The sequence below is a fragment of the Natronoarchaeum sp. GCM10025703 genome (assembly GCF_042661985.1).
GTDB lineage: Archaea > Halobacteriota > Halobacteria > Halobacteriales > Natronoarchaeaceae > Natranaeroarchaeum.
In genome coordinates this window covers 2,615,598-2,631,674 of record NZ_JBHSZF010000001.1, presented here as the reverse complement: position 1 = coordinate 2,631,674, position 16,077 = coordinate 2,615,598, and the positions used below count along the sequence as shown (strand labels likewise).

Sequence of the window (16,077 nt, the reverse complement as noted above, 5' to 3'; positions counted from 1 at the left end):
TTATGGTTGTTGCGATTCGTGGCAGTTATCGTTCCGGTTCGGCGGTCCGCTTCGTGGTCCCATCGAGCGCTCCCTGCTTGAGTTCGGCGGCTTTCGCTTCGAGGCGTTCGGCGACGTCCTCGCCCTCTGCGACCATGTCGACGAAGACGCTGCCGGCGACGACGCCGTCCGCGCCCGCTTCGACGATTTCGGTGGCGTGTTCGCCCTTGCTGACGCCGAAGCCGACTGCTCGTGGGACATCCCACTCGGAGAGTCGGGCAAGGCTCTCGTGTGTCGTGTCGCTGACGTCGGCCTGCGCGCCGGTCGTGCCGAGTCTGGCCTGTACGTAGACGAACCCCGAGACCTGCTCGCGCATCTTCCGCAGGCGCTCGTCGGTCGTCGTCGGCGCGACGATGAAGATCAGGTCGAGGCCGTGCTCGTCGCAGGCGTCCCGGAGCGGGTCGCTCTCGTCGACGGGCAGGTCGGGGATGATGAGTCCGGAGACGCCCGCTTCGGCGGCCCGCTCGACGAAGCGCTGGAGTCGGTCGTAATCGCTTTCGCCCGGACTGCTCTCCCCGTACTGGTAGAGCAGGTTGTAATACGTCATACAGACGACCGGCACGTCGATATCGAGCGACTCGACGATCTCGAAGTACCGTTCGGGGGTCGTGCCGGCCTTCAGTGCCCGCTGGATCGCGTTCTGGATCGTCGGACCGTCCGCAATCGGTTCCGAGAAGGGCATCCCCAGTTCGATCACGTCTGCCCCGCCCGCGGCGAGCGCTTCGACGTACTCGGCGGTCGCCTCCGGTGCAGGATCACCCGCAGTGATGTACGGGACGAGCGCCGGGTCGCCCGTGAAGGCGTCCTCTATTTCGTCACTCATAGAGGACCTCCATCGACGGTGCGGAATCGAGGTCGCGCTTCTCGGTCTCTTCGATCACCGCTTCGAGGTCCTTGTCGCCGCGGCCGGAGACGTTTACGACGATCAGGTCGCCGAGGTCGTGGCTCTGGCTGGCGTCCGGACCGAGCGTCTCTTCGAGGAATGCAAAGGCGTGTGCGGTCTCCAGCGCCGGAATCACGCCCTCTAGCTGGGAGAGGCGGTGGAACCCTTCCAGTGCGGCCGTGTCGTCGACGTTCACCGGAGTTACGCGCTCCTCGTCGACGAGATGTGAGAGTTCGGGGCCGACACCTGCGTAGTCGAGTCCCGAGGAGACGCTGTGGGACTCGACGATCTGACCGTCGGCGTCCTGCAGCAACTTGGTTCGCGCGCCGTGGAGCACACCCTCGCTTCCGGTCGATAGCGACGCCGAGTGTGGCGCAACGCCCTCTTCGTCGTCGACGACGAGTCCGTCACCGCCCGCCTCGACGGCGAACAGGGAAACGTCGCCGTCGCCGACTAGCTCGTGGAAAGTACCCATCGTGTTCGATCCGCCGCCCGCACAGGCGAGGACGCTGTCGGGCAGGCGACCCACCTTCTCCTGAATCTGTGCGCGGATCTCCCGGCCGATCACCGACTGGAAGTCACGCACCATCCGCGGGAACGGGTGCGGGCCGACGATAGAGCCGATGACGTAGTGGGTGTCCTCGACGTTGGTCGCCCAGTCCCGCATCGTCTCGTTGATTGCCTCTTTGAGCGTGCCCCGGCCGACCGTCACGGTGTTGAGTTCCGCACCGTTGAGCCGCATCCGGAAGACGTTGGGACGCTGGCGGTTGATGTCGCGTTTGCCCATATAGATCTCGCAGGGCATGTCCAGATACGCCGCCGCCATCGCAGTCGCGGTGCCGTGCTGGCCCGCACCGGTCTCGGCGACGATGCGTTCTTTCCCCATATACTTCGCGAGCAGCACCTGTCCCAGCGCGTTGTTGAGTTTGTGTGCGCCGCCGTGGAGCAGGTCCTCGCGTTTGAGGTAGACCTCCGCGTCGTAGCGGTCGCTCAACTGATCGGCGCGCTGGAGGGGCGTCGGTCGGCCGCCGAAGTCGGCCAGTCGCTCCCTGAACTCGTCCATGAAGCCGTCCTCGTTCTCCAGGACGTAGCGCTCGTAGGCGTCGTCTAGCTCTTCGATTGCCGGCATCAGCACTTCCGGCACGTACTGTCCGCCGTACTCTCCGAACTTCGTTGTACTCATGAGTTTCGTGTCTCCGTTGGTGTCGCGTCGTCGCTTGCCGAACCGTCCTGCGCGTTGCTATCCCCGTCTCCGGACTCGGTAGACGTGAGTGATTCGGTGTTCGACCGGACCGTCGCGGCCGGATCGTCGCCCTCGCCGTAGTTCATGATCGCGCTCCCGATCAGCAGGGCGTCTGCACCCGCCGCCCGCAGTCGGTGGACGTCCGCGCGGTTCGAGATGCCGCTTTCCGCGATCAGGGTTACGTCCTCGGTTACAGCCTCCGTCTCGGCGGCGACCCGCTCGAACGTGCCGAGATCCACGTCGAGTTTGGCCAGGTCGCGGTTGTTCACGCCGACGAACGTCGCCCCCGCCTCGACCGCTTCGCGGAGTTCCGCTTCGGTGTGGGCCTCGACGAGCACCTGAAACCCTCGCTCGCGCGCGGCGGCGAGCAGGCCGGGCAGGTCGTCGACAAAGCGGACGATCAACAGGATCACGTCCGCCTCGACGGCGTCGAGTTGGGGCTCTCGAACCACGAAATCTTTCCGCAGGACCGGCACGTCGACGGCCTCGCGGACGCGTTCGAGGTACGCCGGACTCCCGCCGAAGTGATCCGGTTCTGTCAGCACCGACAGTGCCGCCGCACCGCCCTCGACCATCGCCTGTGCCAGTTCGACCGGGTCGTCCCTGCGAGTCTCCCCAGTGGTCGGACTGGTCGGCTTCACCTCCGCGATGACCGGGGCCCGGCCGTCCGCCTCGGCGCTGGCGAGGGCGTCGGGAAGCGACCGCGGTTGGACGTCGACACGCTCGCCGTCGGGATCAGGGCGTGAGCGTGCCGCGTCGAGGATCGATCGAACCGCCGGTGCGACCGCATCATCAGCGTTCATTATCGTACATTAACGGACGGATATGTACATAAGGCTTGCGCACCGTCGGGGCGCGTCGGGAATCTTCAAGTCCCTGACGCCCGGATCCAAACACATGGCCACGGAGGATGCCGGCATCTACGCACGTGAGTTCGACGTTATCGATCGATACATCCAGATCGGCGTCGCGAGCAGCAAGGTGCTCCGGGTGACGTTTCCCGAAACGCCCGAGGAGGGGCTCTCAGCGAGCATCCAGTGCTCGACCGTCTGGAGGCGTATCTGACCGCGAGAGAAGAGGACGGGTTCGACGACGTACAGGTAGCGCTGACGGTCCCGACCGATCAGCGGCGGGTACTGGAATCTGTCCGGGACGTCCCGTTCGGAAAATCGATCGACATGGATGCGCTCACGCGGATGACATCGGGCCTCTCCCACGAGGACGACGCCGACCTCGAAACGGTCCGCACCGCACTGCGGGAGAACCCCGCACCGATCTTCGTGCCCGACCATCGCATCGGCAACGCGCCGGGTGCGACGCCGCCGGACGTTGCCGAGCGGTTGCGATCGATCGAAGGACTGTAGCTACTCGCCCGAAGTTCTGGTTCCGTACATGTACAGGCCGACACCGCTCAGCACCGCAAGCGTCGCGAGCAGATCGAGCGCTACGTCGTCCATCAGCACCGCAAGGAACTGTGCCAGGCCCCCGGTGACGAAACTCGCGCCCGCGGCACGCACCGGATCGGTCCGACTCTCCGCGGCCCAGTACAGCACCGCGCCGATGGCGATTGCCAGAATCCCGAACAACACGTCGGCGGTTAGCTCAGCGACCGGATCCCCGGTAGCGGTGCCGTACAGTAGCATCATGACGTATCCGAAGATGCTACCGATCAGCGCCAGGTTCATCCACCGCGGGAGGTCCGCCAGTCCGCTCATACCGTGACTCAGACGCACACAGCACTTAGGCACTACTGTTTTCCGACAGGTCGACGCCGAGTCCCTCGTGGACGACGAACTCGGCGGCGTTGATGAGGTAGTGAGCGGTTACCACGACGAGCAGGCTTCCCGTGAGAACGAAGGCGGCCGCGAGAACAAAGCCCAGTGCCCCCGTGACGACGATTCCCCCGGTCCCTGCAGTCCGTGGCCGAGGCCGAACGCGACCGAGGAGATGGCCGCCAGCAACCACGGCGAGAGGCCGAAGCCAGTCGAGAATGCGCCGATCAGCGCCGCCCGAAAGAGGAGTTCCTCGAAGGCCGCGACAGTCGGCAACACGAACAGGAAGAGCACGACCCACTCGCGAAGGGAGTCCGGTGCGAGTAGTTCCCGGAGCATCTCGTCGAACTCCACACCGACCCGTTCGAGGCCGAGGGCCGCGACGGCGTTGGCGACGTACAGCGCAAGCCCGATTCCGGTGCCGAGCGCGACCGCTTCGACGCCGATGCTTGCACTCGTTTGCTCGACGCCGAGCGCCGAGGCTGGCACGCCGGTCCACCACGCCGCCCCGACGAGGACGGCACCGAACACCCCCTGCGTGAGTGCGACGTTGGCGAACAGTTCGCGTTTCGAGAGGTCGTCGAGGTCGACCGACTCTCGCGGCCGGGGACCGGACTGCTCTGGCACGCCCTCGCCTCGGTCGTCGGGACCGGTATCAGGCCGGTCCTCGACACCGCCTACTGGCGGGGTCGTGGGCTCCTTCGCGGACTCCGAACCCGGGTCGGGGATCCGGTCGACGCCCTCCAGCGCGCGGCCGGCCTCACCGCTCTCGCCGCCACTCTCTCCCGCGAGAGACGCCGTCATCCGTGCGAAGACGAGGACGAGGACGAGAACGACCACGGTCACCACGGCGAAGACGAGCCACTGTGTCACGGGTAGAGAAAGGACGCCGAACCGACAAAAACGCACCGTCGCCCCGCTCTCGGGAGCAACATCGCTCCGCGATAGCTACCGCTCCGAGAATCGTGATGTCGACAAAAAAGGATCGACCGGCGTCTGAACGCCTTACTGCGGGCTCGGGTTCGAGTTGCCAGCGCCGACCTGTCGGTCGAGCGCGTTGCCCGTGATCGACTTGAGGCGGTCGACGAGGCTGTCCTTCTCGGTCTCGCCGATCAGCGCGATGTCGAGCACCTCGCTGATGTGGCTGACCGGGATGATCTCGACCATCTCGGCGTACTCGTCCTCGATCATCACGTCCTGCTCGTTGGCCTTGGGGATGATCACCGTCTCGATGCCGGACTTGGCGGCGGCCTCGATCTTGTGGGTGACACCGCCGACCGGTAGCACGTCACCGCGCACCGACAGCGATCCGGTCATCGCCAGATCCTGTCGGAGCGGCATGTCTTCGAGCGCGGAGATGACGGCCGTCGCGACCGTAATCGATGCGGAGTCGCCGTCGACTCCCTGCTGGCCTGCCTGCACGAACTGGATGTGGATGTCCTTCTCCGAGAGATCCACGTCCGAGAACTTCTTGATGATCGCGGAGACGTTCTGGACCGATTCCTCGGCCATCTCCTGTAGCTTCCCGGTGGCGATCACCTGGCCGCCACCCTGTGCGGGGGCGACCTCGGCCATGACGGGGAGCATGATACCGGAGTCCTCGCCCATGACCGCGAGTCCGTTGACGCGACCGACGACGTCGCCGTCCGCGACCGTTAGCTCGTAGTCCTTGCGGCGCTCGATGTAGTTGTCCGCGAGCTGCTGTTCGATCGAGCGCGAGCGGCGTTTCGCCTGCAGGACGTCCTCACGCTCGGTGAGTTCCTTGTCCTCGGCACGGGCGATGTCGCCCGCGACACGGACGAGGCCGCCGAGACTCCGGAAGTGAAGCGTCAGATGGCCTTTCCGGCCGGAGCGGCGCTTCGCTTCGAGCATCACTTCGCGCGCTGCTTCCGGCGTGAAGTGGGGCAGGCGGCCGTCGTTTTCGACCTCCTGGGCGATGAAGCGCACGTACTTCCGTCGCATCTCGGGGGTGTCCTCGATGGTATCGTCCATGAACACCTCGTAGCCGTACCCCTTGATACGCGAGCGCAGGGCCGGATGCATGTTCTCCAGCGCGTCGCGGTTCCCGGCCGCGATCATGATGAAGTCACAGGGAACGGGTTCGGTCTGGACCATCGCGCCCGAGGAGCGCTCGGACTGACCGGTGATCGAGAACTCGCCTTCCTGGATCGCCGTCATCAGTTTCTGCTGACTGCGGACGTCGAGCGTGTTGATCTCGTCGACGAACAGCACGCCCTTGTTGGCTTTGTGGATCGCACCGGGTTCGACGCGGTCGTGGCTCGGCGTCTCCATTCCACCGGACTGGAACGGGTCGTGCCGAACGTCACCGAGCAGTGCACCGGCGTGGGCGCCGGTCGCGTCCTCGAACGGCGCGGTCGTCTGATCGGTAGCGTTGACGATCATGTTCGGGATGACTGCATCGCTGCCACGCTGTGTGTAGCGGAACAGGATGTACACCGCGATAGCGGCGATAATCCCGAGCAGGATCGACGCGTTCGAGATGATCGTGTATCCGAGGATGATCACCACGATGATCAGCATCAGGAAGGTCCGGAGCTGGTTTCGCTTCCGGGCTTCTTCCTTGTGGGCGTCGATGATCTGGTCTCCCTTGCCGGCGGGTACCGTCCGGACTTTCGGTTCGTTACCGTCGTCGGGGTTGTGATAGACCAGGACGTCCTGAAGATCCTCTTTCGGCAGGAGGTGGCTCATCGCCTTCGCAGCATCGACTTACCGGTCCCCGGCGAGCCGATCATCATCACGTGGCGGCGCTGTTTGGCCGCCTTCTTGACGATGTCTCGGGCCTCGTCCTGCCCGATCACCTGATCGACCATCTGCTCGGGGATCGACATGTCGTCGGTCGACTCGATGTCGAGTCCGCCGAGCAGGTCGTCGTCGTCGAAGTCGTCGCGGACGTCGGCTTCGACCTCGCTACCGAGTTCGTCGTCGAGGCCGTAGTCGTCGTCTATATCCGAGCGGTCGATGCGTTCCTCGGACGAGTCGCTGAAGTCCGAATCCGGATCGATTACCTCGTTCGGTTCGACTCCCTCGTCGTCTTCGGAACTCTCCTCGGACGTGTCACTCGCGCCGTCGTCCGGCGCTGAGGGCTGTTCCTCTCCTGGCGACCGCTCGTCAGAACTGCCTGACGAACCGGCGTCGTCGGTCGAGTCAGCCCGAGCATCGTGCTCTGATGCCGGGGACTCCACAGGCGGATCGTTTCCCCCATCTCCGCGGGGGTCTTCGTCGGTATCCCTATCGTTACTCATAGAATCGTTCTGTTACCTGTTTTCAAGGCTGCTCCACTGATATACTTTCTCCCTCCCCATCTCTCACTGAGATCACAAAACCGCAGCACAGCGACGACCCGAACTGGTTACTAGAACGTTACCACCCAGTCGTACTAGCCGCGTGACACACCCTGTTCGCTCAAAAGGCCACGTTTAACCCGGATTGCGGTCAACGGCCGGTATGGACCGCGGATGCTACATCGGTCGGTTTCAACCCTTCCACAACGGCCATCTGAACATGGTCGAGCAGATCGTCGACGACGACGACATCGACGAACTCGTCCTCGGGATCGGGAGTGCTGATGCCTCTCACGCCAAACACGACCCGTTCACCGCCGGGGAGCGTATCATGATGATCACGAAGTCGCTCGTCGATCTGGATCTGGTTACCTACGCCGTCCCCATCGAGGACCTGGAGCGCAACTCCGTCTGGGTGAGCCACGTGCAGAGCATGAGCCCCGAGTTCGACGTGGCATACTCGAACAACCCCCTCGTCATCCAGTTGTTCGGGGAGGCCGGCGTCGAGGTCCGCCAGTCCCCGATGTTCAACCGCGAGGTGCTGAGGGATCTGAGGTCCGCGAACGGATGATCAAAGGCAAGAACTGGCAACCGCTCGTCCCCGATCCGGTCGTCGAGGTCATCGACGAAATCGGCGGTATCGAGCGGATTCAGCGGGTCAGCAAGACCGACGGCGTGTAGATGATTACGCTCAGTTCCGACTTCGGTTCGCCGTATCCGGCAGCGATGAAGGGCGTTCTCCTCCAGCACTCGGAGGCTCGTCTCGTCGACGTGAGCCACGAGTTCCCGCGCCAGGACGTCCGCGCCGCCGCGTTCTGGCTACGGGAGATCCTGCCGTATTTTCCGCCAGCCGTCCACCTCGTCGTCGTCGATCCGGGCGTCGGTACCGACCGCGCCGCGGTCGCTATCCAGGCCGGCGAGCATGTGCTGGTCGGCCCGGACAACGGTGTCTTGCTTCCTGCGGCCCGCTCCCTTGCTCCCGACGACGAAGCGTTCACCGTCTACGAGATCAGCGACGAGGACGCCGAAAGCTCGACGTTTCACGGCCGCGACGTCTTCGCTCCGGCGGCCGGTATCGTTCACGAGCAGTGGCGCGACGAGGACGCCCTCGCCGCCCTTGCCGATCTCACGCGGACCGACGAACACGTCGAACTGCGGCTTCCAGAGCCGACGATCCGTGACGATGCCGTCGTCGGCGAGGTGCTGGTCGTCGACGGCTTCGGCAACGTCATTACGAATCTTCCCGGCTACACCGTCGAGGGCTGCGAGGAAGTCGATGTAAACGGCCAGAGGGTCCCCGTCGGCGAGACCTTTGCCTCCGTCCCGACAGGCCAGTGGCTCGTGACGGTCGGTAGCCACGGCAACGTCGAACTCGACGTCAATCAGGGGCGTGGCGACGAGGCGTTCGGCCTCGAGGCCGGTGACGACGTCCGAATCGAACTCTGACTCCCGGACCGACGCGTTCGCCTCAGACAGCGGCGTCACTCGCCAGCGCGTAGACGAGATAGCCGAAGACGAGCAGTACGAGCGCGACCGACGCCCAGACGAGCAGGGCGAAAGCGAGGCCGCCTAGCGCGCTCATTGTTCTTCCTCCCGACCGCCATCAGTCATCGGATCGTCGAGCGACCGGACCGCCGCGCCGAGCGTCGCGTGCTCGAACTCCGCGTCGACCAGTCGGTCGGCCACGACTGTCACCAGCGCCGAGATGACTGTCGCCCCGACGAACGCGACCAGGAACGAGGGGGCCGGAAGCACGTCGGCGAGACCGGGAACCGCCGCCAGAACGCCACGAAGCGGCGGGAAGTATGACACGCCGACAACGAGGCCGGCAAGGGCCGCAACGACTGCGGAGCCCTGAGTCAGGCGCGTCGAGTAGAGTCCGTAGAGGAACGGAACGACGGTAGCGGCCGCGAGCAGGTCCGCCGTGAGAAACAGTTCGAGCACGCTGTAGCCCTGCGCGCCGATCAGGATGGCACCGAGCGCGACGACGACTGTCAGCGCCCGTCCCGAGAGCGAGAGAGTTCGACCGCTCGGATCGTCGAGCAGTCGCGCCAGATCAGCGGTGACGATGCTCGCGATGGCGTTGAACATCGTATCGGCCGAACTCATCACCAGCAGGACGGCGAGGACGACCACGACGAGCAGGACCCACTCGGGGAACGCCGCCCCGGCGACGAGAAAGAAGGCGATGCTGGCGTTGCCGCCCTCGATCAGCCCCATCCCGGCCGCGGCGACGCCGAACAGTCCGGCGAGCAGCACCATCGGCACCACCGCAACGGCGGCGACCCCGAACGAGCGCTGGAGCGTTGCGGTGTCCTTGCTCGCGTAGACGCGCTGCCACATGCCCTGGTTCAGCAGGTTCGCGCCGATGATGGCGAAGACCACGTAGATGCCGAACTCGACGCCAGCGAGGTAGCCCGGGTTCAGGAGGTCGGGGTTGCTCGCGACCGTCGTGGCGTGGACCTCGCCGGTCCCGCCCAGCGCGAACAGCGCGCCGCCGAAGCCGACGGCCAGCAGGGGCAAGATCACCAGCGTCTGGATGGTGTCGGTGAAGATGCTAGCGACCAGGCCGCCGTAGGCAGTGTAGACGAGGACGAACCCGCCGATGAGCGCCGCGGTCTGCCACTGCGGGACGCCCGCAACCAACGAGAGCGCGAGCGCGATACCGGTCATCTCCGCGGCCAGGAAGATGAACATGTAAAACACCGAGATGACCAGCACGTAGCCGTACATCCACGGCCCGTAGCGCGCGAGAACGTACTCGGTGAGCGTGTGGCCCGCCGGCATCAGTTCGCGGATGCGCGCACCGATCGGAATGAACAGCAACAGCGGGATCGCGCTCCCGATAGCGTAGCCCAGGATCGCCGGAATCCCGCCGAAGGCGGCTCCGGCCTCCGCCGGGCTAAAGAGGATCCATGCGCCCATCACCGACGCGATCAGCGTCGCCGTAGTCGCCCCAGTGCCGGCGCTGTCCCGCGCGGAGACGAACTGTTCCAGCGAGTCGACCCGTCCCCGCGAGTACCAGAGGCCCAGCAGGGTGAACGTTGCGAGCGTGAGCGTCGTGACACCGAGCGCGAGCGTCGTCGAGACCATCAGAGCTCCCACTCCTCCTGCGTGTAGGCCATCTCCCAGAAGTGGTGTTCGAGTCGCGCGCTCGTGCGGAATGCGTCCCGCATCGCGTCGTGCTCGCCGGGATAGCGCTCGCCACAGTGGTCAACGAACTCGCGCATCCAGTCGACCGCCTCGTAGAACTCCTCGCTGGTGTACTTCTCGATGAATGGGGTGTAGCGGTGCTCCTCGTCGGCGAGGTCAGCCATGTGCTCGGCGATGTCGAGATAGCCCTGCCCGCAGGGGTAGATCGCCGCCGCAATCTCGGCGAGCGAGCCCTCGTGTGCGGTCCGGATGAGGAAGTTGGTGTAGGCGACGCAGGTCGGCGCTTTCGTCGTCGATTCGAGGTCGTCGACGGAGAGGCCGTAATCGGCGGCGAACTCCCGGTGGAGATCCATCTCGTAGTCCAGGACGGTGTGAGAGACACCCATCAGATGCCGCATCGTCTCCTCGTCGCGCGCTTTCGTCCCCGCGATGGCGAACGTGCGCGCGTAATCGAGTAGGTAGCGATAGTCCTGTCGCACCCACGTGGCGAAAGAGTCGGGATCGAGCGTTCCGTCGGCCAGTTCCGTCACGAAGGGATGGTTTTTCTGTGCCGCCCAGATCTCCTGGCCCTCGTCGAGCAGTTCGTCGCTAAATGCCATTACGTGAGAGAACGCGGCTCTCGCCAGTTATAATTTACTAATATCACCCAGTTATCCCTCTAACTGCCCTCGTCCCCCACCATTACGTCATCGCCGGATCAACGGGGCGTATGGACATCCGCCGAGTTCAGGACGACGAGGTAGAGCAGTTCGTCGACGACCTCTGGCACCCGTTCTCCCGCGAGATGGCGGATCTCGATCCGTACAACGCGCTGGCCGACGGGATCCGAGAGGCCGAGGTGGCGTTTCGCCGGGAGCAGTTCAATGACGACGATATCGCGACGTTCGTCGCCGACGACGACGGCACCTTCGCTGGCTACACCGCCGTCGAGTACGAGGACTCGGCGTCGGTGTTCGCACGCGGCCCCAAAGCCAATATCAACGACGTCTACGTCGTTCCCGAGTACCGGGGAAACGGCCTGGCGGATGGCCTGATGGAGCGGGCCGAACGCTGGGCGGCCGACCGCGGTTGCGAGTACGTCTCGCTCTCGGTGAACGTCGACAACGAGACCGCTCGCCGCGTGTACGAGTCCCGCGGCTACGCGACTCGACGCCTCAAGATGGACAAACGGATCGATTGACCGGTCGGCGGTAGTGGCGTACTGTCGGCTCTGCGAGCAACGCTACTACAATACGCTTCCTCGAACGGGGTGTGGTGGGACCGAATTGTTCATCCGGCTACTCGCCGCCGAACGCGGGTTTGGGATGAACCCTCACCCGATCACCCTGCAGCTACTCGCCGCCGACCACAGTCTCGCGATGAAACGCTCGCCCGCTTACTCGGCGGCGATCACGTCGTCGATCCGAGCGATCATCGTCGCGGCCTCGGTGGCGCTCTCGATGGCCTCGTGTTTGACCGCGGCAGGGTCGACGACGCCGTGTTCGACGGGGTCGCCCACCTCACGGAACTGACCGTCGACGATCAGGCCGGCGCGGCCGTTATCGTCGTGGTCGCCGCGGAGTTCGACGAGCGAGTCGATGGCGTCGAGGCCGGCGTTCTCCGCCAGCGTGCGCGGGACGGTGTCGATTGCGTCGGCGAAGGCTTCGACGGCAGCTGTTTGCGGCCGGAGATGCCCGCCGCTTCCGAGCGAATGTGGGCCGCGATGGCGATTTCGGTTGCTCCGGCACCGGGGACGATGCTGCCGGTTTCGGCCGCCGAGGAGACGACGTCGACGGCGTCGCGCAGCGTGCGTTCGAGTTCGTCGACGACGTGCTCGGTGCCGCCGCGGACGAGTACAGTGACGGATTCCGCTGCTGCACCGCCCTCGATGAATACGAGTTCGTCGTCGGCGAAGGCCTCGGTACGGATCGAGTCGGCGTGGCCGAACTCCTCGCTCTCGAAGTCTTCGAGCGCGCCAACACGTCGTGCGCCGGTCGCACTCGCGATGCCGCGGATGTCGCTATCCGAGAGGCTATCGAACGCGAGGACTCCCTCGTTGGCGAGCAGTGAGGCCACGCGGTCGTCGATCTCCTCGCTGTTGAACAGGACATCGACGCCGGAGTCGACGATGCTCTGTGCCGTCTCCTTCAGTTCGGACTCCTCGGCGTCCATCGCGGCGTTCAGTTGATCGATGTTCTCGATGCTGTACTCGGCGTCGACATCGCCCGCCTGGACGCCGAGTTCGACGTCGAGCAGGCCGATATCGGCGTTCTCGACGGCGTCGGGCATCGTCTCGTGGACCGCTTCTTCGTCCAGCGCGATCCCCTGGATAAGTTCGGTCTCGCTGGAGGAGCCACCGACCTGCGTCTGCAGGGTGATGTTATCGCGCTCGACGCCCTCGTCGCTGCTAATGTGGCTTACGGCTCCGACGACCGTCTGGGCGAGCGATTCCGCCGTGACGCCGCCGGTTCCCTTGCCGGTCATGCTCGATTCGGCGACGTTTATCAGAAGTTCGTCGTCGACGTCGACGTCGAGTGTCATCTCGTCGACGGCGTCGTGAGCGAGTTCGGCGGCCTCGTGATAGCCCTCGACGACCGTCGTCGCGTGGACGTCGTCCTCGAAGAGGTTCTCGGCCTGAGCAAGTAGCTGACCGGCGATGATCGCCGCTGTCGTCGTACCGTCACCGATCTCGTCTTCCTGTGTCTGGGCGACGTCGACGATCATATCGGCGGCCGGATGCTCGATATCCATCTCGTCGAGAATCGTCGCGCCGTCGTTCGTGATGACGACGTCGCCGGCGTCCGACACCAGCATCTTGTCCATCCCGCGGGGGCCAAGCGTCGTGCGTACGGCCTCGCTAATGGCCTTTCCGGCGGTGATGTTCGACTGCTGAGCGTCCTCCCCGAGGTTCGCTCGGAGTCTTCGCTCAAAATAAACATCGGCTGTCCACCCATGCGTCGCTGACGATTTGCGTTTGCCATGGTAATCTACGCTTGATATGTACCTTGCAGTTCGATATAAATGTTACTGAACCGGAACGGGGCAGGCCTGCTCTCTCGGCCGACTCCTCCGGTCGCAGTCGTCCCCTTCGAACCGTCAGTTAGAACTGGCACGCTCAGAAAGGCGGGGGTATGCTGGAGCTGGAACACCGCTTCCGGGTCGTCGATGTTCACGTCCGACTGGCCCCCGACCCCGGGGCGAGTACGGGGAGGTCGATTACGCCCGATACCCTGGCACGCGAGATGCATCAGGCCGGTGTCGTCCGGTCAGTCGTCTTCCCCGATCAGCGGTCGAAGACCGATTATCTCCGATCGAACAACGCGGTGGCACGTCTGAGTGTCGACCGGCCGTTCGTTGCGTTCGCCCGGATCAACGGCACGCGCGAACCGGGCGATAGCGCGACCTCACAGCTCCGAAACCTCACGTCCTCGCGCGAGGAGTACCACACCGCTCCCGAGGATATCGAACAGTACGCCTACGACGACCGGTTCCACGGCTTCAAACTCGATCCGGTCCGGGACGGAATTCCGGACGACGAAGTCCTCACGGCACTCGACGAGGTCGGACTGCCGGTGCTCGTTCGCGGCACCGAAGCGACCCCGCCGGAGACGATTGCCGAGGAACTCCTCGGCTACTCGTTCCCGGTGATCCTCGCCCACTTCGGCGGCCACCCGCTGAACCGTGACGCGATGAGCCGCGCAATCGACCTTCTCGATGAGTACGACGAGTACTATCTGGACACTAGCTACGTCCGCTACCGGGATCAACTGGAACGCGCTCTGCTGGAGTATCCCGGCCGTATTCTCTTCGGGAGCGGCGGCCCGGAGACGCATCCGAACGTCGCCGTAATGGAGATTCTAACGCTCGATGTCTCGGAGGACAAACTGCATCGCGTCTTCGATACGAACCCGTCGCGAGTGATCGATGCGCTCGCACCGGAGAACGGCTGAGGGCCCGATTAGCGCCGGTCGTAGCGCCGGACTGCACGGTCGTGCCGGGTCGAGACCCCGTTCGGGTTCCGCCGAGACGACGGGTCGGCACGTCTTGCCCGAAGCCCGGTGTAGCCGCCACTGAGGAGCCCACCGATCACGTCCTGGCCGCTCCGGAGCCAGACGGTCGGCTGGAGGTCTCCCCGGGTGACGTCGCCCGCGGCATCGATCGAGTCCCGAAAGGCGCGCCAGAGCGTCTTGACCGCGGTCAGCGGTCTAATGCCGTAGTTCTTGCCGAGCCGATAGGCCCGTGAGCGGTAGCTGGAGCCGATCGCTCGTTCAATCTGGCCGCCGTCGGCCTCGAACTCCCCCGGACGCACATCTCGCCGTTCCAGGTGATCGAGTAGTTCATCCCGGCAAGCCGGTGTGAGGCGTCGCGTTCGCCGTCTTCGTTCAGGAACTCGTCGAACCCGTCGAGCGCCCGGAGCGTTTCGGCGTCGAACGCGACGTTATCACCGTTGAAGAACGTCACCGTCCGTCCAGCCACCGTCGTAGTGGTCTCCTCTTCGGTCGTCACTCCGGCACGAAGACTCCGATGTGTCGGGCCAGTGACGACGTCAGCCCCCGATTCGAGTGAGGTCATGACGGCACGGTACCAGGAGGGCTCGACCGCCAGTTCGGTACTGACGAACGCCACGGCGTCGCCGGTAGCCGTCGAGATTCCAGCGTTCCTGGCGACGTTCCCGTTCCGTTCGGAGATTTCGACCAGCACGTCGACGTCGTCGCGGGCCCGAACCATCCCGGTCGTTCCGTCGGATGAGGGACCGTTGACGACGATCAGTTCGATATCGTCAGCGTGTGCTGCCAGCGAGTCGAGGCAGCCGCGCAGCTCCTCCCGGTTATTAAGGGTCGGGATCACTACCGAGAGGTCCATACCATCGGGTTCCTGTGCCAGAGCTATAAATATCCCGAAAGAAAATGTCGGTCGTCAAACAGTGGCGTGCCAGTACGATACCGATGCGAGCGGCTCGCCGACCGGCGTCTTCCCAAGCGTCGTGTCGACTCGCCGGAACGCGCTGGCCAGTCCGTTCGGAATCGACCGGTAGAAGCCGTACGGAAGCAGGAAATCGTGCGAGTCGCCGACCATCTCCAGGCCTGCGCCCTTGACGAGCGACTTGACTTCCGAGCGGGAGTACAGGCGCGACCCCATCGGGAGCGCCCAGTTGTAGATGCTCCTGGTGCTACTGCTCTTGAACGTATCGAACATTACGTCGCCGCTCGATACGCGTCGAATCTCCGCGAGGTACTCGGCAGGAGTGTTAGCGAGATGGAAAAATCGCATCGCGATGACGGCGTCGAACTCGTCATCCTCGAACGGAAGCCGTCCGGCGTCCCCACGCATGAACTCGACGGTATCTCTGACACCGGCGGCGTTTGCCTTGGAGCGGGCCTCGTTAAGCATCTCGGCCGAGATATCGAGGCCGACGATATCGGCCCCGAGTTCGGCTAGCATCGCGGTGAACCGACCAGTACCACAGGCTATCTCGAGGACTTTCTTGTCCTCGACAGGCCCGATGGCGTCGAGCACTGCTTCTTTCTCTCGGCGGTCGATGAGTCGACCGCCCTGGGAGAACCGCTTATCGTCGTATTCTTGGGCGACGTCGGTCGCCTGGTACCACTCCTGCCCTTTCACGCTTACGCTGATTATCTGGCCCGGGAATAAAACGATACTGGAAACGGATTGGGAAAGGCGGTCGCCGCTGGTCGAATTGTGTGC

11 protein-coding genes and 5 pseudogenes are annotated in these 16,077 nt (G+C 64.5%); 5 read left to right on the top strand and 11 right to left on the bottom strand.

Annotation, left to right across the window (positions count from 1 at the left end; translation table 11 throughout):
* Positions 1-25 precede the first annotated feature (25 nt).
* From trpA to trpC, 3 genes are read right to left on the bottom strand one after another with little or no spacing between them, the layout of a single operon-like run.
* Positions 26-862 carry a tryptophan synthase subunit alpha gene (gene trpA, locus ACFQH2_RS14755; RefSeq protein ID WP_377054877.1) on the bottom strand — a complete coding sequence of 279 codons (837 nt, stop codon included), beginning with the start codon at positions 860-862 and terminating at the stop codon, positions 26-28.
* Entirely contained in the window at positions 855-2,105 is a 1,251-nt protein-coding gene (trpB, locus tag ACFQH2_RS14750) for a tryptophan synthase subunit beta (protein WP_377054875.1), read from the bottom strand. Before trpB ends, trpA begins: the two co-directional genes overlap by 8 nt.
* Positions 2,102-2,968 (bottom strand): indole-3-glycerol phosphate synthase, encoded by an 867-nt coding sequence (gene trpC / locus ACFQH2_RS14745; RefSeq protein ID WP_377054873.1) that lies wholly within the window; start codon positions 2,966-2,968, stop codon positions 2,102-2,104. Before trpC ends, trpB begins: the two co-directional genes overlap by 4 nt.
* A gap of 94 nt (positions 2,969-3,062) precedes the next feature.
* On the opposite strand from trpC, the pseudogene ACFQH2_RS14740 reads away from it, so the two are divergent.
* A pseudogene (locus ACFQH2_RS14740) lies at positions 3,063-3,529 on the top strand (methylated-DNA--[protein]-cysteine S-methyltransferase).
* Here the strand turns inward: ACFQH2_RS14740 and ACFQH2_RS14735 are convergent.
* The 3 genes and pseudogenes from ACFQH2_RS14735 to lonB all read right to left on the bottom strand — a co-directional run bounded on the left by ACFQH2_RS14735 (position 3,530) and on the right by lonB (position 7,200).
* The gene (locus ACFQH2_RS14735; RefSeq protein WP_377054869.1) at positions 3,530-3,880 is read right to left on the bottom strand and encodes a hypothetical protein; all 351 of its coding nucleotides are present in this window, start codon (positions 3,878-3,880) and stop codon (positions 3,530-3,532) included.
* A gap of 108 nt (positions 3,881-3,988) precedes the next feature.
* Positions 3,989-4,810: a CPBP family intramembrane glutamic endopeptidase gene (locus tag ACFQH2_RS14730; RefSeq protein WP_377076877.1), complete on the bottom strand. Its 822-nt coding sequence runs from the start codon at positions 4,808-4,810 to the stop codon at positions 3,989-3,991.
* Positions 4,811-4,942: 132 nt separating this feature from the next.
* A pseudogene (gene lonB / locus ACFQH2_RS14725) lies at positions 4,943-7,200 on the bottom strand (ATP-dependent protease LonB).
* Positions 7,201-7,402: 202 nt separating this feature from the next.
* On the opposite strand from lonB, the pseudogene ACFQH2_RS14720 reads away from it, so the two are divergent.
* Together ACFQH2_RS14720 and ACFQH2_RS14715 are read left to right on the top strand one after the other, a co-directional pair.
* A pseudogene (locus ACFQH2_RS14720) lies at positions 7,403-7,920 on the top strand (nicotinamide-nucleotide adenylyltransferase).
* Entirely contained in the window at positions 7,921-8,685 is a 765-nt protein-coding gene (locus ACFQH2_RS14715; protein ID WP_377054861.1) for an SAM hydrolase/SAM-dependent halogenase family protein, read from the top strand.
* A 132-nt stretch (positions 8,686-8,817) separates the two neighbouring features.
* Here the strand turns inward: ACFQH2_RS14715 and ACFQH2_RS14710 are convergent, their stop codons facing one another.
* Both ACFQH2_RS14710 and tenA read right to left on the bottom strand, forming a co-directional pair.
* Complete coding sequence (locus tag ACFQH2_RS14710; protein WP_377054859.1) at positions 8,818-10,332, bottom strand: sodium:solute symporter family transporter; 1,515 nt, start codon at positions 10,330-10,332, stop codon at positions 8,818-8,820.
* Entirely contained in the window at positions 10,332-10,991 is a 660-nt protein-coding gene (gene tenA / locus ACFQH2_RS14705; protein WP_377054857.1) for a thiaminase II, read from the bottom strand. The genes ACFQH2_RS14710 and tenA overlap by 1 nt, the downstream gene beginning before the upstream one ends.
* Before the next feature lie 110 nt (positions 10,992-11,101).
* On the opposite strand from tenA, the gene ACFQH2_RS14700 reads away from it, so the two are divergent.
* Positions 11,102-11,572, top strand: coding sequence for a GNAT family N-acetyltransferase (locus ACFQH2_RS14700; RefSeq protein WP_377054855.1), 471 nt, complete (start codon positions 11,102-11,104; stop codon positions 11,570-11,572).
* A 195-nt stretch (positions 11,573-11,767) separates the two neighbouring features.
* On the opposite strand, the pseudogene thsA reads toward ACFQH2_RS14700, so the two are convergent.
* Positions 11,768-13,310, bottom strand: a pseudogene (gene thsA, locus ACFQH2_RS14695) (thermosome subunit alpha).
* A 192-nt stretch (positions 13,311-13,502) separates the two neighbouring features.
* Here thsA and ACFQH2_RS14690 point away from each other — a divergent pair.
* Positions 13,503-14,321 (top strand): amidohydrolase family protein, encoded by an 819-nt coding sequence (locus ACFQH2_RS14690; protein WP_377054851.1) that lies wholly within the window; start codon positions 13,503-13,505, stop codon positions 14,319-14,321.
* Positions 14,322-14,329: 8 nt separating this feature from the next.
* Here ACFQH2_RS14690 and ACFQH2_RS14685 read toward each other — a convergent pair.
* Positions 14,330-15,234, bottom strand: a pseudogene (locus ACFQH2_RS14685) (glycosyltransferase family 2 protein).
* A gap of 54 nt (positions 15,235-15,288) precedes the next feature.
* Positions 15,289-15,993: a class I SAM-dependent methyltransferase gene (locus ACFQH2_RS14680; protein ID WP_377054847.1), complete on the bottom strand. Its 705-nt coding sequence runs from the start codon at positions 15,991-15,993 to the stop codon at positions 15,289-15,291.
* Positions 15,994-16,077 lie beyond the last annotated feature (84 nt).